At 65.2% G+C, this 22,045-nt stretch carries 18 protein-coding genes; 16 read left to right on the top strand and 2 right to left on the bottom strand.

All coding sequences use genetic code 11. The features are described 5' to 3' along the window. Positions 1–24: 24 nt before the first annotated feature. The 11 genes from Q0967_RS08750 to Q0967_RS08700 all read left to right on the top strand — a co-directional run bounded on the left by Q0967_RS08750 (position 25) and on the right by Q0967_RS08700 (position 11,053). Positions 25–237 (top strand): hypothetical protein, encoded by a 213-nt coding sequence (locus Q0967_RS08750; RefSeq protein ID WP_299449615.1) that lies wholly within the window; start codon positions 25–27, stop codon positions 235–237. Further along, a complete protein-coding gene (locus tag Q0967_RS08745; RefSeq protein WP_299449613.1) occupies positions 234–1,085 on the top strand; it encodes a hypothetical protein in 852 nt (283 codons plus the stop codon). The genes Q0967_RS08750 and Q0967_RS08745 overlap by 4 nt, the downstream gene beginning before the upstream one ends. After that, the gene (locus Q0967_RS08740; RefSeq protein ID WP_075957343.1) at positions 1,075–1,383 is read left to right on the top strand and encodes a hypothetical protein; all 309 of its coding nucleotides are present in this window, start codon (positions 1,075–1,077) and stop codon (positions 1,381–1,383) included. Before Q0967_RS08745 ends, Q0967_RS08740 begins: the two co-directional genes overlap by 11 nt. 1 nt (position 1,384) lies before the next feature. Then, complete coding sequence (locus Q0967_RS08735) at positions 1,385–2,209, top strand: hypothetical protein (protein WP_299449610.1); 825 nt, start codon at positions 1,385–1,387, stop codon at positions 2,207–2,209. A gap of 23 nt (positions 2,210–2,232) precedes the next feature. Further along, a complete protein-coding gene (locus tag Q0967_RS08730; RefSeq protein WP_299449609.1) occupies positions 2,233–3,687 on the top strand; it encodes a hypothetical protein in 1,455 nt (484 codons plus the stop codon). A 70-nt stretch (positions 3,688–3,757) separates the two neighbouring features. After that, positions 3,758–5,266: an SCO6880 family protein gene (locus Q0967_RS08725; RefSeq protein ID WP_299449608.1), complete on the top strand. Its 1,509-nt coding sequence runs from the start codon at positions 3,758–3,760 to the stop codon at positions 5,264–5,266. Between the two features lie 222 nt (positions 5,267–5,488). Further along, entirely contained in the window at positions 5,489–6,811 is a 1,323-nt protein-coding gene (locus Q0967_RS08720) for an ATP-binding protein (RefSeq protein WP_299449607.1), read from the top strand. A gap of 5 nt (positions 6,812–6,816) precedes the next feature. Then, a complete protein-coding gene (locus tag Q0967_RS08715) occupies positions 6,817–8,391 on the top strand; it encodes a peptidoglycan DD-metalloendopeptidase family protein (protein ID WP_299449606.1) in 1,575 nt (524 codons plus the stop codon). A 66-nt stretch (positions 8,392–8,457) separates the two neighbouring features. After that, the gene (locus Q0967_RS08710; protein ID WP_299449605.1) at positions 8,458–8,907 is read left to right on the top strand and encodes a hypothetical protein; all 450 of its coding nucleotides are present in this window, start codon (positions 8,458–8,460) and stop codon (positions 8,905–8,907) included. A gap of 110 nt (positions 8,908–9,017) precedes the next feature. Next, positions 9,018–10,391, top strand: coding sequence for a type IV secretory system conjugative DNA transfer family protein (locus tag Q0967_RS08705; protein ID WP_299449604.1), 1,374 nt, complete (start codon positions 9,018–9,020; stop codon positions 10,389–10,391). Next, positions 10,388–11,053, top strand: coding sequence for a hypothetical protein (locus Q0967_RS08700; protein WP_299449603.1), 666 nt, complete (start codon positions 10,388–10,390; stop codon positions 11,051–11,053). The genes Q0967_RS08705 and Q0967_RS08700 overlap by 4 nt, the downstream gene beginning before the upstream one ends. A 343-nt stretch (positions 11,054–11,396) precedes the next feature. On the opposite strand, the gene Q0967_RS08695 is transcribed toward Q0967_RS08700, so the two are convergent. Next, positions 11,397–12,986 carry an AMP-binding protein gene (locus Q0967_RS08695; protein ID WP_299449602.1) on the bottom strand — a complete coding sequence of 530 codons (1,590 nt, stop codon included), beginning with the start codon at positions 12,984–12,986 and terminating at the stop codon, positions 11,397–11,399. Beyond that, positions 12,983–13,768 (bottom strand): citryl-CoA lyase, encoded by a 786-nt coding sequence (locus Q0967_RS08690; protein ID WP_299449601.1) that lies wholly within the window; start codon positions 13,766–13,768, stop codon positions 12,983–12,985. The genes Q0967_RS08695 and Q0967_RS08690 overlap by 4 nt, the downstream gene beginning before the upstream one ends. A 1,383-nt stretch (positions 13,769–15,151) precedes the next feature. On the opposite strand from Q0967_RS08690, the gene Q0967_RS08685 reads away from it, so the two are divergent. The 5 genes from Q0967_RS08685 to Q0967_RS17415 all read left to right on the top strand — a co-directional run bounded on the left by Q0967_RS08685 (position 15,152) and on the right by Q0967_RS17415 (position 21,997). After that, positions 15,152–16,249 carry a CaiB/BaiF CoA-transferase family protein gene (locus tag Q0967_RS08685; protein WP_299449600.1) on the top strand — a complete coding sequence of 366 codons (1,098 nt, stop codon included), beginning with the start codon at positions 15,152–15,154 and terminating at the stop codon, positions 16,247–16,249. A gap of 14 nt (positions 16,250–16,263) precedes the next feature. Then, positions 16,264–17,871, top strand: coding sequence for an NAD(P)/FAD-dependent oxidoreductase (locus Q0967_RS08680; protein ID WP_299449599.1), 1,608 nt, complete (start codon positions 16,264–16,266; stop codon positions 17,869–17,871). A 663-nt stretch (positions 17,872–18,534) separates the two neighbouring features. Next, positions 18,535–19,704, top strand: coding sequence for a CaiB/BaiF CoA-transferase family protein (locus Q0967_RS08675; protein ID WP_299449598.1), 1,170 nt, complete (start codon positions 18,535–18,537; stop codon positions 19,702–19,704). 3 nt (positions 19,705–19,707) lie between these two features. Then, the gene (locus Q0967_RS17420; RefSeq protein WP_367181614.1) at positions 19,708–21,306 is read left to right on the top strand and encodes a CocE/NonD family hydrolase; all 1,599 of its coding nucleotides are present in this window, start codon (positions 19,708–19,710) and stop codon (positions 21,304–21,306) included. A 7-nt stretch (positions 21,307–21,313) separates the two neighbouring features. Further along, complete coding sequence (locus tag Q0967_RS17415) at positions 21,314–21,997, top strand: TetR/AcrR family transcriptional regulator (RefSeq protein WP_367181617.1); 684 nt, start codon at positions 21,314–21,316, stop codon at positions 21,995–21,997. Positions 21,998–22,045 lie beyond the last annotated feature (48 nt).

Genomic DNA, 22,045 nt, shown 5'->3' with positions numbered 1-22,045 from the left:
CGCCACCGCGCTTTAGGAGGCGTGATGAACCAACCGGACGCCGGAGCCGACGTCCAGCAGCTGCTGCAGCTGTCGGCGTCCGGCCCACAGGTGCTGGCCGAGCTGGACGACTGTGTCCGCCGTCTGCGGCAGGTGCAGGAAGCCAAGACCGCTCTTGCCCAGCTGCCTACCGAGGACGTGCGACAGGCGATCGCGCGTCGGCACGAGCGCATGGCAGGACCAAGGGGCGAATCGTGAGCGTGGTCAGCGTGGCCGAGCTGCAGCGGGCCTGGCTGGCCGTCAAGGACGGCCGGTTCCGCCCAGGGGCCACGGACGTGCCGCCGTGCCGCTCGCACGCACCCCAGGCCGGAGAGGGCCAGGGCGCCCCCTGGAACCCTGGCGTGCCTGTGCTGCCCGTCCTGGGCTGCCACGGGTCGGCCGGGGCCACCACGGTCGCGGTCGCGGTCGCGACCGCGCTGGAGCTCCCGGTGCGGGTGGTCGAGGCCGGTCCGGCCGGAACGAGCGGCCTGACCGGGTTCGCCACCGCCGAGCTGGGGGAGACCGGGTCGGGCTGGGTTCGTGGCCACCGCGACCTGCTGGTCCTGGACCGGCTGCTTGACGGGTACGCACCCGACCAGATCCCGGTCCCGGACCCTGACCCGCAGGACGGGCCGGTGCTGCACGTGCTCGACGCCGGATGGCCGATGGGCACTCTGGTGCGGTCCGCCGGCTGGGTCCGCTCGAGCGTGCTGGACGCCGACCGGGTGGTGCTGGTCACCACCGCCACCGTCCCCGGCCTGCGCCGGCTCGAGGGGGTCCTGCACGAGCTCGACCCGCTTCCCGCCGGGGTGGCTGTGGCCGTCCAGGGCTCGAGACGTCGACGTTGGCCCCGCGAGGTGGCCTCCTGCATCGGCCCGCGGGCCAGTTCCCTGCTCGAGAAGGACCTGGTCGAGGTACCCCACGACCCCGGCCTGGCCGTCCGCGGCCTGGACACCTCACCCCTGCCCGGCGGCGTGCTCAGCGCCGCGACCACGATCGCCCAGCTCCTGCAGCTGGCCGGCAGTTCTATCCACCACCAGAAGGGAAACCCCCAGCATGTTCGCTAACGTCTCCGACGCCGGCCTGCAGGCCGCCACGTTCGTCGCCGCCGTCTGCCCGCAGGCGCCCCCGGGCGCGCAGGCGCACGTCGACAACATCCTCGGCTACGTCCTGTGGGGAGTGGGCATCCTGTTCTTCCTCGGCGTCATCATCGCGGTGGCAGCGATCGCCGGCGGACGCATGTTCGGCATGCCGCACGCCAGCACCGGCGGCATCATCGGCCTGGTCATCGTCTTCATCGCCGTGATCGCCTACCTGATCCTGCCGGGGATCCTGGACGCGATGATGGGCACCGGGTGCGTCTGAGATGCCCACGACGAGCTCGCAGGCGTGGGGTCGGGGCAAGCTGCTGGCCATCCTCGCCGCAGCCCTGGGTGCGGGGCTGGCGCTGCTGGCCGGCCTGGGCTTGTTCATCTGGCAGGTCCTGGCCGACGATGCTCCCCAGACGTCTGCCACGCAGGACACGGCACCCTCGCCGGTCGTGCTGGACGAGGCCACCCTGCCGCAGGAGGGGCCTGCCCGGCGCGAGCAGATCGCGGACGCGCAGATGCTGGCCGTGGACGACCCACGCGCCTACCGCGAGGGGCAGGTGGCCACCACGGTCGCCGAACCCCTGGTCGTGCCCTCGCCGACGAGGACCGGTCCGGTGGACGTCCCCACCGGGTTCCCCCAGACCCCGGAGGGTGCGGTGGCGCAGCTGGCAGCGATCGACGTCGCCGTCATCCAGGCGATGTCGGTCCCGGCGACGCACGAGATCTACCGGTCCTGGTCAACGGGTGGTGCCGACCCGGCGAGGTGGGTGATGACAGGCAACGTCACCGACTTCCTCACCGCCGCCGGCCAGTCCGGGCAGACCAAGGAGGCCGGCCTGGTCGTGACCGCGGTCCCCGCCGCTGGCCAGGTCAAGGGCAGCGACGGGTCCGACTGGGTGGTGGCGTGCGTCCTGCTGGAGCTGCACGCACGTCTGGTGGAGGAGGCACGCGTCGCCTACGGGCACTGCGAGGCCATGACCTGGGCCGGCGACCGCTGGGTGATCGACACGAGCCGCCCAGTCTCCCCGGCGCCTTCGACGTGGCCCGGGACCGAGCTGGCCGCCCAGGCCGGGTGGCGGCCCTGGGCCGACAACCACTGAGAAGACCAGAAAGGGCCTGACTCATGTTCGGTATCCCGAACCCGTTCGAGTACCTGGCAGGCAAGGCCGTCGGCGAGCTGGCGGCCGACGTCTGGACGTCCATCATGCTGGGGATCTGGGCTGCCGGGCTGTGGTTCCTGCGCACCGTCCTGGGCTTCGTGGACGCCATCCTCACCCCGGACGTCACCGCAGCCGGACCCGCCGGGCAGGTGTACCGGACCACGTTCTGGCTGGCCCTGGCCCTGGTCCTCATCCTGGCGATGGCCCAGCTGGGCCTGGCCGCGTGGCGTCGGGACGGCGCAGACCTCGCCCAGGCCGGCATCGGGGTCGCGCAGTTCGTGGTCATCTTCGCCGGCTGGATCGGTTACTGCGTGATGATCCTGGCCGCCGCGCAGGGCCTGACCCGTTCTCTGATGCGGGCCATGTTCGGGGTGGAGGCCTTCGCCCACTGGGAACCCTCCGAGGTCTTCTTCATCGCCACCGAGGACATCACCGACACGCTGCTGGCCACCGTCCTGGGGTTCATGGGCATGTTCCTGTGGCTGGCAGCGATCGGGTTCCTGCTGGTCATGCTGACCCGGGCCGGTGCGCTGCTGGTGCTGGTCGCCACCGGCCCCATCGCCGCGGCAGGCCTGGCCAGCGGGTTCTCACGGTCGTGGTTCTGGAAGTCGTTCCGGTGGTTCCACGCGGCCGCATTCACCCCGGTCCTGGTCGCTCTGGTACTCGGCCTGGGCATCTCGTTGACCACCGGCATCGTCGAAGGCGAAGCCGACGGGCTGGCCAAGACGATCGGCACGGCGATCCCTGGGGTGTTCCTGATCTGCATCGCCGCGTTCTCCCCGCTGGCCCTGTTCAAGCTCCTGGCTTTCGTGGACCCCGGCACCTCCTCCGGGGCCGCGATGCGTGCCGGGTACGAGGCCCAGGGTGGGTTACGCGGGTTGACCGGCCGGGCCGTGGGAACATCCAACGCCGCCTCGAGCGTGGACAGCCATGGCCGCTCCAGCAGCGAGGTCTCCCAGGAGGGACAGGCCAACCAGCGGGCGGCGCAGGCGACCAGCTCGTTGGCCTCCAAGGGCGGGTCTGCCATCGGACCGGTGGCCGGTGGGATCGGCGCCGCGGTCGGGGTCGGGGTTGGGCTGATGGTCTCGGCCGGCACCCGGGGCGCGGCCATCGGCGCGGACGTGTCCAACCAGATGGGTGTCGGGCACAACACGTATGTCCCCGACTTTCAGCCGGCCAGGACAAGTGGCGGCCGCCGGTGGGCCAGCCACCCTGAACAGCGCGGCGAGGAGACCGGCGGTGGCAGCGGTGGCAACGGTGAGGCCGGAGGGGGAGCGGTCCAGGCCCCACCCCCGGCGCAGACCAACCCGAGCACCGGCGCTGGGCCGCTGCCCCCGCCCAGCGGCGCAGGTGCGGCCGGTGCCGCCGGAGGATCTGGCGCCGGAGCGGCCGGAGCGGCCGCAGGAGCGGCGAAGTGATGAGTCCCTGGCCGGTGCAGCTCCGCTTTAGGAAGCGACCGACCGAAACCGCCTGCAGGAGGACCCCACGATGACCGTCTACCGCGACTACACCCGAGCCCGCATCGGCTGGTTCTTCGGCCTCACCGGCCTCCAGCTCGGTCTCCTGGCCGCAGCCGTCCTGCCGGTGGCTTGGTCGATCTCCAAGCAGGACTGGGCCGCGGTGGGCCTGTCCATCCTCCTGTGGGGGTTGCTGTTCGGTGTCGTGGCCGTCCCGGTGCGGGGCCGGTCGATGACCGGGTGGATCACCTCGACCGTGTCCCTGGCTGCGGGGACCCTGGCCGGCTGGACCAGGTTCCGGGCGCGGGCCACCACCGGGCAGGCCAGACCCCAGGAGCAGGAGCAGGCGGACCTGCCGGGGATCCTGGCCAGCGTCGTGATCCACGAGGGCCCACCGACAGGGCACTCCCATCGGCGGGTCGCGTTGATCCAGAACCACTCGACACGGACCTGGGCGGTCACCGCCTCGATCGTCCACCCGGGACTGGGCATGGCCGAGGCCGAGGACCGGGAGGTCTACGGGCAGGGCCTGACCGAGCTGCTCGACGCGGCCGTGCGGGCCGAGCTGGTCTCCGAGGTGATCTTCATGGTCCGCACCGTCCCCGAGGACGGTGCCGAGCGGGCCGACTGGGTCCGGCGCCACCGCACGGGCAACGCCCCAGCCCAGGTCACGGCGATCAACGACGACCTGCACGAGTCGCTGACCGCCGCGACCGTGCGCACCGAGCAGTACGTCACCGTCGTGGTGCCCGAGTCACGGCTGGGCAAGGTGGCCCGGGAGTACGGCGGGGGAGTCAACGGTCGCGCCAGGGCTCTGTACGCAGCGATCGCCGAGGTCGAGTCTCACCTGCGCGGCGGCCTGGGCGTCTCGAGCGTGGAGTGGCTGACCAGCCCCCAGCTGGCCCATGCGTGCCGGACCGGGTTCGCCCCAGGGGACCGGGCCACCATCATCGACGCCCTCGCGGCATCCCAGACCGACGACGACGTGTGCACCGACGTGCCGTGGGAGATGGCCGGCCCGTCCGGCGCCGACGCCGCCGTGCGGCACTACTCCCACGACGCCTGGAACTCGGTCTCCTCGACGATCAAGCTGCCGGTCAAGGGGGCCGCGATGGGGGCACTGGCCCCGGTCCTGTCGGCACACCAGGACGGGGAGCGGCGCAGCTTCATGGTCTGCTACCCCCTGGTGCCGCCGGGCCGTGCCGATCGACAGTCGGCCAACAGCGAGTTCGGTGCCGACCTGGGGCAGTCGTTGCGGGTCGCAGCACGGATGAAGCAGCGCACCAAGGACGTCGACGAGTCCGAGAAGGTGCGCCGGCTGGAGTCCAAGCTGGCCCGCGGCAACTCCCTGACCGTTCCCTACGCCGTGGCCACGGTCACGGTGCCCAAGACAGTCCGGGCAGCCGAGGCCGGTCGCCGCCTGGACTCCTCGATCCGCCGGGCAGGTTTCGCCCCGCTGCGCCTGGACCTGGCCCACGACGTGGCCTTCGCCGCCTCCGTGGTGCCGATGGGTATCAGCCTGACCCGGAAGGCGGGGTGAAGCATGGGCGCCTCACGCAGTCGAATCCCTCACGGCCGCCGGGCGAGCACCGGCCGGGGCGTGGCCCGTCTGCTGGCCGACTTCGGCCACGACGCCCCGCCGGTACCCACCCAAGTGAGGTCAGAGCGGGAGCCGCGGGTGTTCCGGCCCACCAGTCCCAGAGGACCACGGAAGACAGATCGCGGTTGGGCCCCGGCGAAAGCGCCGGTGGCGACCTGGCGGATGACCAGTGACCAGGCTCCGGCGTTCTGGCCGTTCATCCCCACCCCCGCGTTGCCCCCGACCGGGGCGCAGATGGGCATCGACGTCGCCTCCGGGGCAGCGTTCCACTGCGACCCCCTCGGTTGGGTGGTCCGGGTCGATGTGCCGATCAGCAACCCGAACATCATGTGCTTCGGCAAGCCCGGCATGGGCAAGTCCGGGACCACCAAGGCGTTCATCCTGCGGATGATGGACTTCGGGTACCGGGCCCTGATCCTGGGCGACACCAAGGACGAGTACGAAGGCGTGTGCGCCTTCCTGGGGGTCGAACCGATCGCCCTCGGCGCCGGCCTGGGCGCCCGGGTCAACCCCCTGGCCCTTGGCCCGCTGGCCCACGGCTGGGAACGGCTGGATGCCGTGGAGGCCGAACGTCGCGCCCAGTCCGTGTTCTCCCGGTGGCTGACCCTGATCCGTGCCCTGGTCGGGTCCCAGCAGATCGGGGAGAACCTGGTCCCCTTCGGGCCCAGCGACGAGGCCGTGGTCCGCACCGCCCTGGCCGACCTGACCGGGTACGCCGCCGGCGCCACCTCCTTGACCGAAACCACACTGCCCGGGCTGTGGCACGCCCTGGACAACCCTGCCCCCGAACTGGTGGCCGCGACCCGGTTCGAGAGCACACGGCAATTCATGGACGAGACCCGCCTGCTGCGCGACGCCCTGGGCCAGCTGGTCAACGGCGCCCTGGCCGGCATGTTCGACGCGCACACCAACGTCGACATCGACTGGCTCGCGCCGATCCAGTCCCTGTCCCTGTCCCGGCTGCCCAAGGAGGCCGTGGGCATCGCCCTGACGTGTCTGGGCTCCTGGGGCGCCGGTCAGCGCGAGGTCGTCTCCAGGACCGACCAGCGCGTGGTCGTCCGTGACGAGGCGTGGCGGCAGCTGCGGCTGGGGCCGGAGGCCGTCAAGGCGTTCGACGCCGACATGCGCCTGTCCCGTGGTTTCGCCGGCCAGGGCGGGGACATCCAGTACGCGGTCGCGCACAAACCTTCCGACCTGCTCTCCGCCGGCGACGAGGGCTCGGTGGCCCAGACCATCGCCCGGGACATGCTGCACCTGGCCGACATCAAGATCTTGCACGGCCAGGGCCCCAAGGTCGCAGGCGAGCTCGACGAGATCCTGGGCCTGGGTCCGTTGGCCGTGCACGCCATCACCACCTGGGCGCGGCAGGAACCGGGCCGGGCCGTGTGGCAGGTGGGGGACCGCATGTACAAGGTGGCCACCGTCCTGCACCCCCTCGAGGCCGCACTGGCCAACACCAACCTCGGTATCGAGTCGGCCAGGTGAGGTGAGTGAAAGGCGCCCTCGCCGTCCTGGCCGCCCTCGCGGTGCTGCTGGGATTTCCCCTGGCCACCGCGGTGCTCGTGGCCTCGGTAGGCACGCCCGCGATGGCGCAGGTGCACCGCACCCTCTTCTGCGAGGGGACCCTTCCCGTCACCGGGGACTGGCGGCCACCGTACGAGACCGCCTACACCCAGACCTCGCAGTTCGGACAGCGCTTCCACCCGATCCACCAGGAATGGCGCCTGCACGCCGGGGTCGACCTGGTCTCCCAGCCGGCGGGCGCACCGGTGGTCGCCGCCGCGGCCGGCACGGTCACCGCGGCCGGGTGGACAGGCGGGGGAGGAAACACTGTCAGCATCGACCACGGCGGTGGCACCAGCAGCCGCTATCTGCATCTCGCCCACCCCAGTGACCTGTCCGTCGGGGACCGGGTCCACATCGGTCAACGGGTCGGCACCGAGGGGTCCACCGGCGACTCCACCGGTTCACACCTGCACTTCGAGATCCACCAGGACGGGCAACCGATCGACCCGGTGCCGTTCATGCTCGAGCGCGGTGCCACCCTCAACGGTGTCGCCGTGGCACCCTCCCCAGAGCCGGGGGAGGAACCGTTGCCACCGTGGGTGCCTGAACTCCCCGAGGACGGGGAGGGTGGCATCGGGTTCGAGCTGCCCGCCCCGGGGGAGCCCCGCCAGGACTCCCTGCACAACCCGTCCCTGCCGATCCCGTCGGGAATCCAGGAGCTGTACGAGCAGGCCGGGTCGCAGTACGCGATTCCGTGGACCCTGCTGGCAGGGATCGGGATGGCCGAGACTGCCCACGGGGCCAACACCGGCACCAGCTCGGCGGGTGCGCGGGGCCTCATGCAGTTCATGCCGGCCAGCTTCGCCGCCTACGGGGTCGACGGGGACGGGGACGGGCTGGCCGACATCGACAACGACGCCGACTCCGTCCACTCCGCGGCCAACTACCTGACCGCCTCCGGGGTGCACCGTGGTGAACAGGGGGTGCGTGATGCGCTGTTCGCCTACAACCACGCCGACTGGTACGTCAACGACGTCCTGTACTACGCCCAGCAGTATGGGGGTGGATTGGTGCTGGGAGACCCGTTGCATTGTGACGGCCAGGGCGGCAACCCCGACCTGCCCCCGGTCAGCAGCGAACGGGTGGCCCAGATGCTGGCGTTCGCGGCCGGACAGGAGGGGGACTCCTACATCCTGGGCGCCGGTGGGCCCGACGCCTGGGACTGCTCCTCGCTGACCCAGACCGCGATGGCCCAGATCGGGATCACCGCCCCCCGCACCGCCCAGGCCCAGCGGGACTGGCTGGCGATGGGCAACGGGTTCCGCGTGCCCCTCGACCAGGCCCAACCGGGGGACCTGTTCTTCTTCGACTCCTACCTGGGCCCGCACACGATCGGGCATGTCGGGTTCGTCTGGGACCCGGCCAGCTACACCAGCATCGAGGCCGCCAACCCCGCCAAAGGGGTCGGCTTCTTCAGCTACGAGCACGCGCTGGACAACAACATCTTCGAGATCTGGCGCCTGGGCAACATTGACGACAACCCGAAAGCACCCAGTTGAGTCCCTGGGCCGTCCTCGTCCGCTTTAGGACGCAGAACAGTTCCCCGCCCCGGAGATGAGGAAGCGATGCAGCAGGACAGACTCAAGAACCCGCACCCGTGGACCTACGAGATCCCCCTGGCCATCGCGGTCACCCTGGTGCTGGTCGCGGTGCTGGGCGTGCACACCGGGCGGGCCGTGGCCAACCTCCTTGCCGGCGGTGGTTGGGGCTGGCCCCCAGCCACCGAGCTGTTTCCCAGCCTGCCCGGCCTGCTGCGTGGGGACGCCGGCGCCGGGCTGACCAACCCCGGCGTCGTCGCCGACCCGCGGGCGCTGCGGACCTGGGTGATCGTCACCGCGGCGCTCAACCTGATCGGCGCGCTGGTCGCCTCCGTGGTGGCCTACCGGCGCCTCGGGTCGGGCCGGTTGCGGGGCATGGCCTCCCGGACCGAGGCCGCGTCGCTGCTGGGTCTGCCCCGGCTCCGTAAGCACCGGGCCGTCATCCGGCCCGACCTGATCGGAAAGGACCCGCGATGAACCTGCCCAGCCCCTTTCAACTCCGACGTCGTCCTCGCCGCCGGTTTGATCCTCGGGAGGTGGGGTGGAACTTGGGACGGTCCACCGCTCCCGCCGGGGTGGATCTGTGGGTGCCGTGGGACCGCACCGCCGGGGTCATCGGCCCACAAGGGTCAGGCAAGACGCTGGACCTGCTCACCCCTGCCCTGCTCGACGCACCCGGGCCGGCCTTGGTCACCCTCACCAAACCGGACGACCTGCTCCTGACGTTCACCGCCCGCTCCAGCGACGGGCGACCCTGCGTCGTGCTCGACCCGTTCGGGCTGGTGCCCGGGCTGCCCGAGCTGGTGTGGGACCCGATCGAGGGGTGCGTGGACGCGGTCGTGGCCGAGCGGCGGGCCAAGGCGTTCACCGCCGGAACGATCAAGGGGGCTGTGGCCGAGGGGTACGGGGACCAGGCCGCCCGGTTCTACGCCGCCGAGGCCGCCAAGGTCATCCAGGCCTACTTCCACGCGGCTGCGCTGACCAGCCGCACCCTGGACGACGTGCTGGAGTGGGTCGCCGACCCGCGCTCCACCGTCGAACCCGCCGAGATCCTGCGCACCCACCCGCAGGCCGCCCGCTTCTGGCACGGACTGCTGCACGGGGCCCTCCACGGAGACGAACGGACTGCCGGCAACACCGTCACCACGGTGCAGCAGGCCCTGTCGTTGTTCTTCCAGGAACCGATGCGCCAGCGGTGCGTCCCCGGACCTGGACGACCGGCGACTAACATCGCCGAGGTTCTCGCCGGCGGCGGCACCATCTACCTGCTCGGCCGGGAGGACCCCTACGCCTCGGCCTCCCCGCTGATGACCGCCCTGGCAGAGCACGTCCTGGACACAGCCCTGGGCATGGCCCAACGGTCCGGCTGGGGCAGGTTGTGCCCACCCCTGCTCGCCTGCCTGGACGAGCTGCCCTCCACCGCGCCGCTGCCCACCCTGCGCACCCGGATGGCCAACGAACGCGCCCTGGGCCTGTCCTTCATCTGGGCCGCGCAGACCCGCGCCCAGCTCGACTCGATCTTCGGCCAGCAGGAGGCCCGCGCCGTGCTCGGCCTGACCAACAACCTGGTCCTGTTCGGCGGCTCCAAGGACGTCGCCTTCAACCAGGAGGTCTGCGACCTGGTCGGCAAGGTCCGCGTCGGCCGGGCCACCTGGAACACCGGCCACCGCGGCGGGCGTACCTACTCGGCCGAGGACATCCCCGTCCTGACCGGATCGGAGATCCGCCAGATCAAGGAACGGCACGCCCTGGTCATCTCCGAGAACGGCAAACCGGTCATGGCCCGCCTGGCCCGCTGCATCGACGGCAGACCCGGCAGGCGACTCCTGGCCGACCAGGCCCTGCTCCGGGAGCAGATCGGGGGCCACCAGCGCGCCACGATCAGCCCCGAGGCCCGCACCACCGCCGCCCTGGCCGCAGCCCGTCAGCACGGCCTCATCACAGCGGAGTACGACCGGTGAGCACGACCCACCAAGCAGGAGAACAGGGACGGGGACCTTACCCGCTGGCCAGGCCCTTCCCCGCCCCCGGCCCGTTGATCGTCCACGCCTACCGGGAACTCGACATCGCCCTCAACGGGGACGACGCGGCACGCAAGGCCGTCGGCCACCCCAGCAAGCTGCCCCGCCCCTGGGACCCCGGAACCATCGAAGACCCACCCATGCGCGCCGAGCTGTGGGAATGGCTCGAGGCCGTCGTCGAATGGGTCAACAGCGAACACGTCTGGGACCCCTCCTACCTCGTCCCACCCTGCTGGCCCGCCCACCCCCACCTCGTCCACGAGATCGCCGTCCTGGCCGACCAACGCCGCCGCGCTGGCCAGGCCATCGCCAGCGACGCCCTCGAGGAATGGCACCGCTACGCACTGCCCGCCTTCTTCGACCGCCGCAAGACCCGACTACGCACAGCCTGCGACAATCGCCACCACGACTGGCCAGCCCGCCCCGCCCACGTCCGCTTCCAAGACGCCCACGACCACCGGGCACGGCACTACACCGGCGACGTCGACCACCACCGCCAGCTGCTGCAACCCCCCGACAAGACCCTCCAGATCCCACGCCTGCACGTCGTCGACGACCACCGCGCCAACCAAGACAGTGGCGAAGTCCAGCAGCGGATATGAACCACGGCCACGCCACCCTGATGGTCAAACTCCGTCTCGCTCAAGCTCCGTTTCGCTCGCGCAGGGCTCCAACACGAGGGCAAGCGCGTGCCGTGTCCTGCATGCGCGCGGCGCGAGCACCGTCGAGGGTCCGTCGGCGAGCACACCTCCACCGTCGTCGACCCATCCCCGACGACCTCGCCGGGTCCCGGCACGCCATCAAGACGAAGTCAGGAGCGCATGAGTGTGGCCTAAGTCAGGGGGAGAGACGTCCTGCGCTGGGGACAGACCAGTACGTACCAAAGAACGGTCGTTCATCGTGTCCGACGCAAGTCCACCTACCTTCCCGAAACCGCCCGCAGGGTTACGTCTCACTCTTAATGAAAAGTCGACGAACCTCAGTCTTTGCAACTTTTCCATAGGCGTTCTTGGGAAGCTCCTGCCAAAAGACGTAACGACGCGGCGCTTTGAACCTGGCCAAACGGTCCCCCACCCAATCCGTCATCTCCCTCTCGCTCGGAACCGGCCCTTCCGTTGCCACGCAGACAGCGACCCCGATCTCACCCCACTGCGCGTCTGAAATGCCCACGACTGTCACGTCCTCTAGTCGAGGATGGTGACTCAAGCATTCCTCGATCTCGCGCGGATATATATTATGCCCGCCCGATATGTACATATCGGAGGACCGGCCAGTCACGTATAGGCACCCAGTAGCGTCGAGGTATCCGACGTCGCCCGTTCGAAACCACCCATTACGGAACGCCTTTTCGTTTGCCGCCGTATCATTCAGGTACCCCGCAAACACGGCTAGGCCCGCTGCGCAGATTTCACCTACCTCTCCTGGCGCACGTTCCACGCCGCTCTCGTCCTGGATACTGAGTTCGACCCCTGTTCGAGCGAATCCGGCAGGGCCGACTCCCGTCTCGTCGGCTGGGACAGCAGCGTGCTCATGGGGGGCTAGGACTGTCATGCAGCCAGTAACCTCAGCCATGCCGTAGTACTGAACTAATTTTTCCCCGAAGACCTTTCTCGCGTGGTCCCTATCGCGGGTTAGCATCGGAGCGCCGCCGTATAGGACGAAACGGAGGGAGGAATGGTTGTACTCACCGTGTCCTTCTGACTCGGAAAGACGTTTCAGGATGGTTGGAACGGCGAAGAAATTCGTTACGTGGTGTTCTTCGATTAACTGGAATATCTCGGCGGGGTCCATTGGCTTAGAATGGGCCAGCACTATCTTTGCGCCACGGGCAACCTGGGATAATAGATGGGTCCCGGCGCCGTGCGAAAGGGGTGCGATCACCAAAGAAACATCCTCCTGGGTCGTCCCAGGCGTGAGATCTGCCAGTCTGTTTGTGATAATGAAGCCCAGCGTGTGATGTGTTAAGACCGCGGCTTTAGGCTTTCCGCTTGTGCCCGAGGTGAAGAAGTACCACGCAGGATGATTCTGGTCGACCCGCACGTCGTGGATCGGTTCAGCCTCTTGGACAGTGCTGGTCGATAAGTCGAAGGGTTCATCGTCCTCAATGACCATGTGACCCAAGGGAAGTGCGCCCCACTCCGTGGCGGCGGCTATGTGCTTCCGAAACTCGCTTTGCGCGACCATAAGTGTCGCGCCACTTGTCAGTGCCATGTGCGCCACCTCGGACGGGCCGCTGCGGAAGTTCACCGGGACGACAACGGCACCGACTCTCCAAACGGCGTACATGGTCTGCACGAAGGCGATACTATTTCGCGACTGTAGGATGACGGGGTCCCCGGGTCGGATCCCTCGGCTTCTCAGGGCCGAGGCTAGAGCATCTACGCTTGCGTCCAACTGCGCCCACGTGACGGAGTTGGTTCCTGAGGATATTGCCTCGCGTTGAGCAAATCGGCGCGCGACAACTCGTAGGTAAGTGGACAAATTGACCGCGTCCACCCGAAACGTCTGTGCCGCAGGGTCAGAATGGAACGTCATGCAGTCCCCTCCGCGTCCATCTGGTTACGGGGATCTTGCAACAAGACGAGGGACCAAATGTCTTTTCCAACCGGAGCCGATTCTTCCTCAATGAGATGGGCCACAAGGCCCGCCGTGCGAGCCACTAAGGCGAGGCCACGTGCCATAGTCATTGGTAGGTCCATGGCCATGATACACGCCCCCATTGCACCGGCACCGTTGATGGGCAGGCGCCTTCCGATCGCTGCAACGGTCGCGTCTTCGACCGCGTCGAGCAGGCGCCAGTGCCGGTCGTACATTCCTTGACTTTCGGCCACTTCTCGCAGTTTCGAGACTCGCGGATCACCTTGTGTATGAATGTTGTGCCCTAGCCCAAAAAGGGGTTGCCCGTGAGACCGCCGGTCTTGAACTAGCTGAACCGCTTGGGCCTGAACATCCTCGGAATCGGAGTCCTCAGTCAAGGACCGCGCCCCGTCCTTTATCATTTCGGCGGCGTTCTGCATTGCGCCGAGGAAGACAGACCCTGCGCCGAGTAGGCCCGCCGCGATTGCAGCCTGGGGCGCCTCAGGTGCTCCCAAGTAGGTCAATCGAGCGCTCATCGAACTCGGGGTAAATCCATGGTCCATGACGGCGACCATCAATGCGTTGAGCATTGCTCGTTCGTTCTCCGTCACCGCCCTGTCGCATGTAGTGAGCATCAACATATCAATAAAGTCGACCTCGCCGATCAAGTCTCTGGCAAGGTCTTGGCCCCGGATTGTTATGTGCTCCCTAGTCGTTTGGCCGATCTCTGTTGTGATCATAGGACTTCTTCTTCCTGGAGGGGATGCGTTCTGAGGGGGGTCTAAGCCACAATAGACGCTGCGGCGCAGGGACGGTCAAGGGGGCGGCGAGACTCACCGAGAGCGCCCACGAGGCGGATGCCGGGTCGGTCCTCGATCCTGGATTGCTCGCGAAACGGAGGGGGCTACGGGCCCTTGGGACAGGTGCGTTCTCTGTCGATAGGTCTCATCCCGAGGTCACCAGCAGGCACGCCGAGGGTGTGCGTGAGCGCTGGAAAGAGGGGCCGGGGTCAGATCCTGGAGGGAGTGGTTGCCGCGAAGGGCTGCTTTTGGGGCGAACCCCTACGCGTCGGAGGGCGGCGGCCAAGTCACCTTGAGTGTGCCGGGACGTCAACATCGGCCTGGCCAACCAGTTCGCCCGGTTCGCCGACTCCGCCGGCATCGACCGTCGGGTCGCGGCCCGGAAGCGACCGGGTCGGGCGGTGAGGGACTCCTGTGTAGCGACCAGGATCCTGCAAAGGGTGCGGGCGGGCTTCGGCGAACAGTGCGGGAGGTACCTGACTGCTTCGATCCTTCCCCAGCTTGGTGGCCTTCAACGCTATGGTCATCTCCGGCTGCGGCGGCCCGAGGTCAGTTACAGCACTGGGGTTGGGCGTCGAGCTGCTGGCGATGTCCGCGGCTACGCACGACGTCACCCGGCCTCGACCAGGGATGGTCAACGCTGCGCGAGGTAGGCACGACCAAGCCGTCCCCTTGCTGCGCTCCTCTACCCCAACTGTCAGGCCGCGGATGAGGTCAAGGCCGAATCGGAGGTGTGTCGAGAGGGGACCCGGTCGCCCGACTGCGGGCCGGCCGACGTGTGACGCAGCCTGAACCTCGACGGCGTGTGCAAGCCGGTGCGTGAACCACCACGGGCCACTCCGACCGAGTGACGGCCTAGCCTTCGAAAGAGGGCAGCAAGCTCCCTCACGACGCCGTCATGAGCCTGCGGCCGCGGCGGCCGGTGACTGCGTCGCCCCGACAAGGTGCCGCACCCCGTCCAGGCCCGGGCCGTCTCGGCTCGTCGACCGGGCGCAGGGATTGCCGGCGTCCCTCCAGCCAGCCAGCCGACGTCGCTTGAGACCTGAGCGTGCTGCTGTCGCGCAGACGCAGCGGGATGTCCCAGCTTGGGGATGGGCCTCCATCATCCCCCGTGGGGCGAAGGCTCCCCGCGGGACGTGGGAGGGCGGTTACCGAGGGGATCGGACGGGAAACGCCCTAACGGCCCGGACGGCAAGCGAGACGAGAGGGGGTTGCCAGGCACGCGCTCAGGTAGTAACGTGCAGGCCAGTTGATAGCCCACTATCAACTGGCCCTGCCGACCACGAGAGGCGCTCGACGTTGAGCGAACAAACAGAAACCACCATGAAGCCGAACGCGGCCCCGCTTCTCGGTGTCCGGGTGATCAACTTCTCCCGGATGGCGCCAGGGCCCTTTGCCGCCAGACTCCTTGCAGATCTCGGCGCAGATGTGGTCATGATCGAGACCGCGCAACCCCCCTCCCGTGATCCGGACAGCTTCCTGGCCAATAGAGCTCGCGAGTCGGGCGTGCACCCACTCTATCGAGGGGTGACCTCCGTATGCGTAGACATGAAGCAGGCCGATGGAATGCAGCGCGCCCGACAGTTGGCGCTAGAGGCCGACGTCTTGCTGGAGTCGTTTCGACCCGGAGTGATGTCCCGATTGGGTCTCGGGTACGAGTCGTTGAGCTCTGACGCCCCACAAATGATCTACGCGTCCCTGACGGGGTATGGCCAGGACGGGGATTTAGCATCGGTTCGTGGGCACGACCTCGACTTTCTGGCCGAATCGGGCCTTCTTTCAGTCCTGGGTAGAAAGAATGGCGTCCATGAAGTCCCGTTGAACATAGTTGCTGACTACGCGGCTGGTGGCCTCTACGGGGCGTATTCCATATTGGTTGCTCTGATTTCTAGACGACAGACGCAACGTGGTTGCTACCTCGACCTTTCTATCGTGGACAATCTGCGACATCTAATGGCTCCCGCTGAAGCATGGCTAGCGACATCTCAAGCAGACGGCGATGGGAAATTCTTCACGGGCCATTGTCCCTTTTATAATACATATCAAGCTGGAGACGGGAAATGGCTCACCATAACGGCGGTCGAGCCGCAATCGTTTTCCGCAATGATCGATGCAACCGGACTAGAACAGCACCGCGGCAACCGCGAAGCCGAGGACACCTGGCCAGCCATGCACGGGGACCTGGCCAGGTGGGTGCGCCAGGGATCACGCGACGAGGCCGTGCGGCAGTTGCGCGACGCCGATGTGCCGGTCGGCACGGTCCGTTCGCTTGCGGAAGGCATCCGCGATCAGCGAGCTCATAGCAAGACGACCGCATTCCCACACCCAGGATATTTCAGGTCGGAGACGGATGCACTACCTCGATACACACCCAAGCCGGGCAGTAATCGGCCGACCAGTGACATAACGGACGAAAGTTAAGGTGAGTGACACAAATGGACCAGTACAAATACTACGACGCCGTAGTAGTTGGTGCCGGCTTCGCAGGCCTCTACGCAGCACATAAATTGAGTAATGAGGGCAACTTCAGCGTGAAAGGTATAGAAGCCGGTTCCGGCGTCGGGGGCACCTGGCATTGGAATCGATACCCAGGGGCGCGCTGCGACACCGAGGGCTACATTTACTGCTATTCCTTCTCAGAGGAACTCTTGGAAGAGTGGGACTGGGAAGGAAAATATCCGACCCAGCCCGAGATTCTCGAGTATCTTAATCATGTGACGGATCGCTTTGGGCTGCGTCAGATCTTCGACTTTAATACAAGAGTCGCTCATGCCCACTACCTAGAAGCAGAACAGATGTGGGATGTCAGAACCGACGACGGCGAAAGATACCGAGCGCGCTATTTGGTCCTGGGTATTGGTCATCTGTCAATCGCCCGATATGTCCCAGAAATCCCTGGCCTAGACTCCTTTTCCGGTGAATGGCATCACACAGCTGCATGGCCGGAGGGCACGGCTCTAGAGGGCAAGAGAGTCGCGGTTCTTGGGACGGGAAGCACGGGCGTCCAAGTCGTCTCCGAGATTGCCTCCAAGACCGCGGAGCTTTACGTTCTGCAACGTACCCCTCAGTACGCTATTCCAGCGCAGCATCATACCATTGGGAGGCAGGAATTAACGGAGCTGAAGGGCAGGTACGGACAAGTTTGGGATGTGGCGCGTCACTCGGCCGGTGGGTACCCGTGGCAGCACAACGGACGTTCAGTTCTGGAGGACACAGCCGTAGAGCGCAATGAAACCCTCGAGATGATGTGGAACAAGGGGGGCCTCGAGTTCGCCTACGGTTCCTATAGGGACATTAGCCTCGACCGTCGGGCGAACGACATCGTCTCTGAGTTCATCAGGGAAAAGACACGGGAACGTATCACCAACGAAGCGATGTGGGACCACCTAGTCCCAGTCGACTTTCCATTTCTGGCCCGACGCCCCATTGTCGAAACCAACTATTACGAAGTGTACGCAAACGAGCACGTGCATTTGTGCGATCTTCGTTACCAGAAATTCGAGGGAATGGTTCCGGAGGGGATCGTCATTGATGGTGAAGTCGTCCCCATTGATGTCATGATCTTTGCCACTGGGTTCGACGCCATCACCGGTCCGTACTTTGGCATTGATATTCAGGGTGCGGGGGGCCAGCCTTTGCGCGAGGCGTGGCAAGACGGCCCGAACTCCTACCTAGGACTCATGACGCACGGATTCCCCAACATGTTCATGTTGACGGGGCCAGGCTCGACAACTGGCAACTTGCCGGTGTCGATCGAGAACCACGTCGATTGGGTCCACGACCTAATGAAATGGATGGATGCCAATGGAAATGGATCCATCCAACCTGACATTGAGGCACAACGAATGTGGACGGAAACGGTGGGCGAACAAGCGTACAAGTCCGTCATACCGCTCGCTGAATCGTGGTTCACCGGATCAAACATTCCGGGGAAAAAGAAGAGCTTTCTCTTCTATTTGGGCCACTTCGGATCGTACCGAGAGGAATGTCAACGGGTGGCTAGTTCAGGATACGAGGGATTTGAGGTCCGAGACCGTGTTTGAATACGATGAGCGCAAGTTTCAGGCGGCGGCCGCAGCCTCCGCACTAACCTTGGAAGAGGCCGTTTATGGGAAAACGGGCGCGAAAGCCAATGAGTTTCTCCAAGAATGGAATGGACCAGTTGGTGATTTTGTTACCGTGCATAATGGCGAAGGTGGTCCCATCCAAATCTCACCCTCGCGTGGAGCCGAGACGGAGATAACACTTATTCGGGACGTGGGACCGACTCACGATCGCGGCCATGCATCGGACTACGCGGTCCTGGGAGGTCGTTTAGCCGAACGCTGTAACGCTTCGGTATCGATCGTGGACCCCTCTTGGTGGGTTACGAACTACCGGTCCTCCGCCGACCACGTGTTCATCTTGGGATATGCAATTGACGTCGTTCCGGAGGAGTTATCCCGGGAGGCCGTTCTGATTGATCCGCCGCCCGCGTCCGACACGTCCCGGGGGGATATGGTGATCGCGCGTGCAGACGTGGCGGCGGGCTACACTGAAAGGGGCCGAGACGCGGTCCAGGTGCCTGTGGCGTTGCCTGGCTTCTTCAATGTCTTGTCCCTAAGGTCAGGCGAATTCGCAATGCAACGTGTCGTCAAACTACTGGTTGACCAACGGGTCGCCTTGACAGATTGGAAGAGTAGCTAGCCATGAAAATGAACATTAATATGAGCGACATCACTGTTATTGATGCATCAGGCATGGTCGCTGGACCCTTCGCCGGGACGTTGTTAGCCGAACACGGAGCGCGCGTCATCAAGGTCGAAGACCCTGTCAAAGGCGACCCCATTCGGCATTGGGGCGCGGAGAAAGATGGGGTGGGCTTGTGCTACAAGTCCGCGAACAGAAACAAGGAGTACATGACTCTGGATCTGCGAAAGGGTGAAGGTCAGGAACTCTTTCGTCGGTTGGTTAGGAACGCCGATGTGGCGATCGTGAACCATCGTCCCAGCACTCTAGAGAAGTGGGGCTTAGACTACCAATCTCTCAAGTCAGAAAACCCCGCCCTGATCGTTCTTCATATTTCAGCTTTCGGCTTGACTGGGCCCTATGCCGACCGCCCGGGCTTCGGTAGTCTTGGCGAGGCGATGAGTGGGTTCGCGTATACCACCGGATCGGCAGATGGCCCACCGACGATGCCTTCATTCGCACTGGCGGACAGTGTTACCGGTATGGCTGGGGCCTTTGCGGTAATGGTCGCCTTGATGAACCGTGAGGACGAGGGTCAGTTAATCGACGCAAACCTTGTCGAACCGCTTGCACGCCTGATGGACTACAACACGGTCCAGTATGACGCCACCGGTGAGGTGCAGGGTCGCGTCGGGAATCAGTGGAAGTGGACGGCCCCACGGGATACGTTTCAGACACGCGACCATAAATGGTTCGTCATCTCGGGAAGCCATCCCAATGCCGTGCGCAACATGTTTAGGGCAATTGAGCGTCCCGATCTGGGGGAGATTTATGCGGCAGATAGCCAAGCACGCCTTCGTGACAGTGAAGAGATCGGGAAGCTGGTTCGCGCATGGGCAGCCGAACGCGAATATAGTGAGATCGTCTCCATATTCGATAGCCACCTGGTCTCCTACGCTCCAGTTTACAGCACCCCTGAACTGATGGCAGATCAACACATGGTTGCCAATGGCGTGTTTAAACCGGTCCCCGATCAGGAGTTGGGAAATATCACACTACAGGGACCAATTGTACGCATGACGGGGACGCCGGCCACAGTTAGAGATGCTGGGGGGGCCTTGGGGGTGGATTCCGATAGGATCCTGCGTGACGATCTCGGGCTCTCACAGAATGAGATTGAGAAGCTGCGAGCGACGGGGATCGTCTGAGGCATGAATGTGACAGAGCCCGAGTGTCAGACCGTAAGTCAGGATTGCATAACGCGGGATGGCGCAACCCTTCGAGGCACATTGATGTTTCCATCAAGTGACGATGAGCCTCGGCAAAGGCCCCTGCTCCTACAACGTACTCCCTATGGCTTCCAACAGGCCCGGTACGCTGGCCTTAATGCCGCGAAGGCTGTAAAGAGGGGTTGGAACGTGTGGATCCAAGATGTCCGCGGACGTCACGGGTCAGACGGAACATTCGATCCGTACATCCACGAGGGGCGGGACGGCGTGGACGCAGTGGACTGGGCGTTGGCGTCAGGGGTAACGGACGGGCGCATCGTGCTTTACGGTGCATCCTATTCGGGGGCCGCAGCCCTGGCCACGGCACGGGCCGACTCCTCGCGTATTCGGGGTCTTGCACTGATGCAGGCTCCTGTAGATCTTGCACGGGACTGGGCTTACCGGGGGGGCGCCTTCAACCTCGGCGAGCGGATAGCGTGGACGGACATCCTTCGAAAGAACCTGGACCCATACCCAGAAGCGGAAGGAGGGGGACCAGGGGGGAGTGCGGGCAAGCGTTCCGTGTTGGACACGGCGTACGCCAAGTACTTGTGCGCGCTAGCTGCCGCCGTCGAAGAAGAATCTCCGTGGGCAATGGCTTGGTGGACTCATCCGGCCATAACAAGGGCGCGTTCCTTCGGAGAGTCTGTCAGTCAAGAGCATGAGAACGCCCAGCTGACCTCGTTGAACGTCCCGAGCTTCCTTATAGCCGGATGGTGGGACCCGTTTCTGGCCGGCATGCTGGATCTGTGGCACGGGTGCAGGATGGTGCCGGGAAGTCGTTTGGTAGTCGGTCCCTGGACTCATGGGGATCTCACAGGGATCCAAGGTGGCGTGGATTATGGGTTCGAATCTGACGCGCGACATAGGCGATTGGGGCGCCAGATTCTTGATTGGGCCGAGGATGTCATCGCGAATAGTCCGGCGGGCCGAGTTGCAGAGTCCGTGTTTGACTTGGGGGACCGTTCCTGGAAAGGCCAGGAATGGGATACGGATGCATCGCAAGGTACGGCGAGCCACATACATGAGTTTGAGGTAGAACTGATCAGCGAGTACCGCGAGGCGCCTTCGTTTAGTAGTAGTATATTTAGTCTGACGACTTTGGGGAGCGGCCCTCGAGTGCTGGGCGATTCAAGTGGTACTCGATTCTTACTGCGGCTCGAGGACTTGATCTCAGTTGGTTCGGTATGGGACGTCGAGTGCACGTTGAATGAAGTTAATGGATATTGGGGCTTGAGGTATGCGTCACCGCAAGATGTTGCGGTTCGGGCCATCCTGCTGCTGGACCGAGCTGGGGGCGGTGCTCAACTAGAGGTTCTCAGTGACGAATGTGTGATTCTTCCGGGTACGGATGGGTGCAGTCGGACTAAATGGATAGCACCGATGAAATGCCACGACGCACTTGCCAGGTTCAAATTGGTGCTGGTGCCGTCGGTGTTTCCCGTCTTCCCAAAATTGCAAGAAGGCGTTTTGAGCACCGTGCGGGTGAGCAGCGTCACGACAAGCGGGCGTGCCCTACCTAATCCTGCGCAGGGCCGGTAAACTTCAAATGACTTTAAGTAGCTCTCATTCACGCAGGTATGACGCCATTCTGAGGGCGGCCTACCATTTGTTTCAAGCTTCTGACTTCGACGATGTCACTGTCCGTGACCTTGCCCGAGAGGCGGGCGTCGGTGATGCCACAGTCTATCGATATTTTGAGACTAAAGAAAACCTTTTCGCGACGGTTTATGGAGACCTGCTCGACACGGCGCTAGAGGAAATTGAGGCGGGAGACAAGCAGCTAGAAGCAGAAGGGCCTAGCGAGGCGGCGGAGGACTGGATTTTGCGGCGCATATTGAGAGTGTACAATATGCGATCCTCGTTCTACGCAAAGAATCCTCGGAATGGGGCTAGGTATCTGCGCTCAGGGTTCCAGCGCATGGGATCCAGCTGGACTCGCAACATGGCGCAAGGGGATCGAACTATCCGTCTTGTGGAGCGCATGTTAACAGAGCCCGTCTTGGCACGGCCTCTGAATGCGAGAACGGCTGAGTTAGTGGCCCAGAATTGCCATGCGGTCTTCATGCACGAGATCGAGCGAGAGCGAGCTCGCGATCTGAGCCCCGACACCATTTGGGACCGGTTGGAGCCCCGACTGCGCGTCCAGTTGGAGCCAGCGCTACTTGGCAAAGTTCCTCTCTTGACCCCTTGCGCTGTGACCGAGTCTGATAGTAGGCTCTCACGAGGTTGATGTACAGCGAGTACGGCCTGTGACAGCGAACGAAGGAGTTCCTATGCG

Source organism: uncultured Serinicoccus sp. (genome assembly GCF_947500995.1).
Classification (GTDB): domain Bacteria; phylum Actinomycetota; class Actinomycetes; order Actinomycetales; family Dermatophilaceae; genus Ornithinicoccus.
This window is presented reverse-complemented; position numbering and strand designations above follow the sequence as displayed.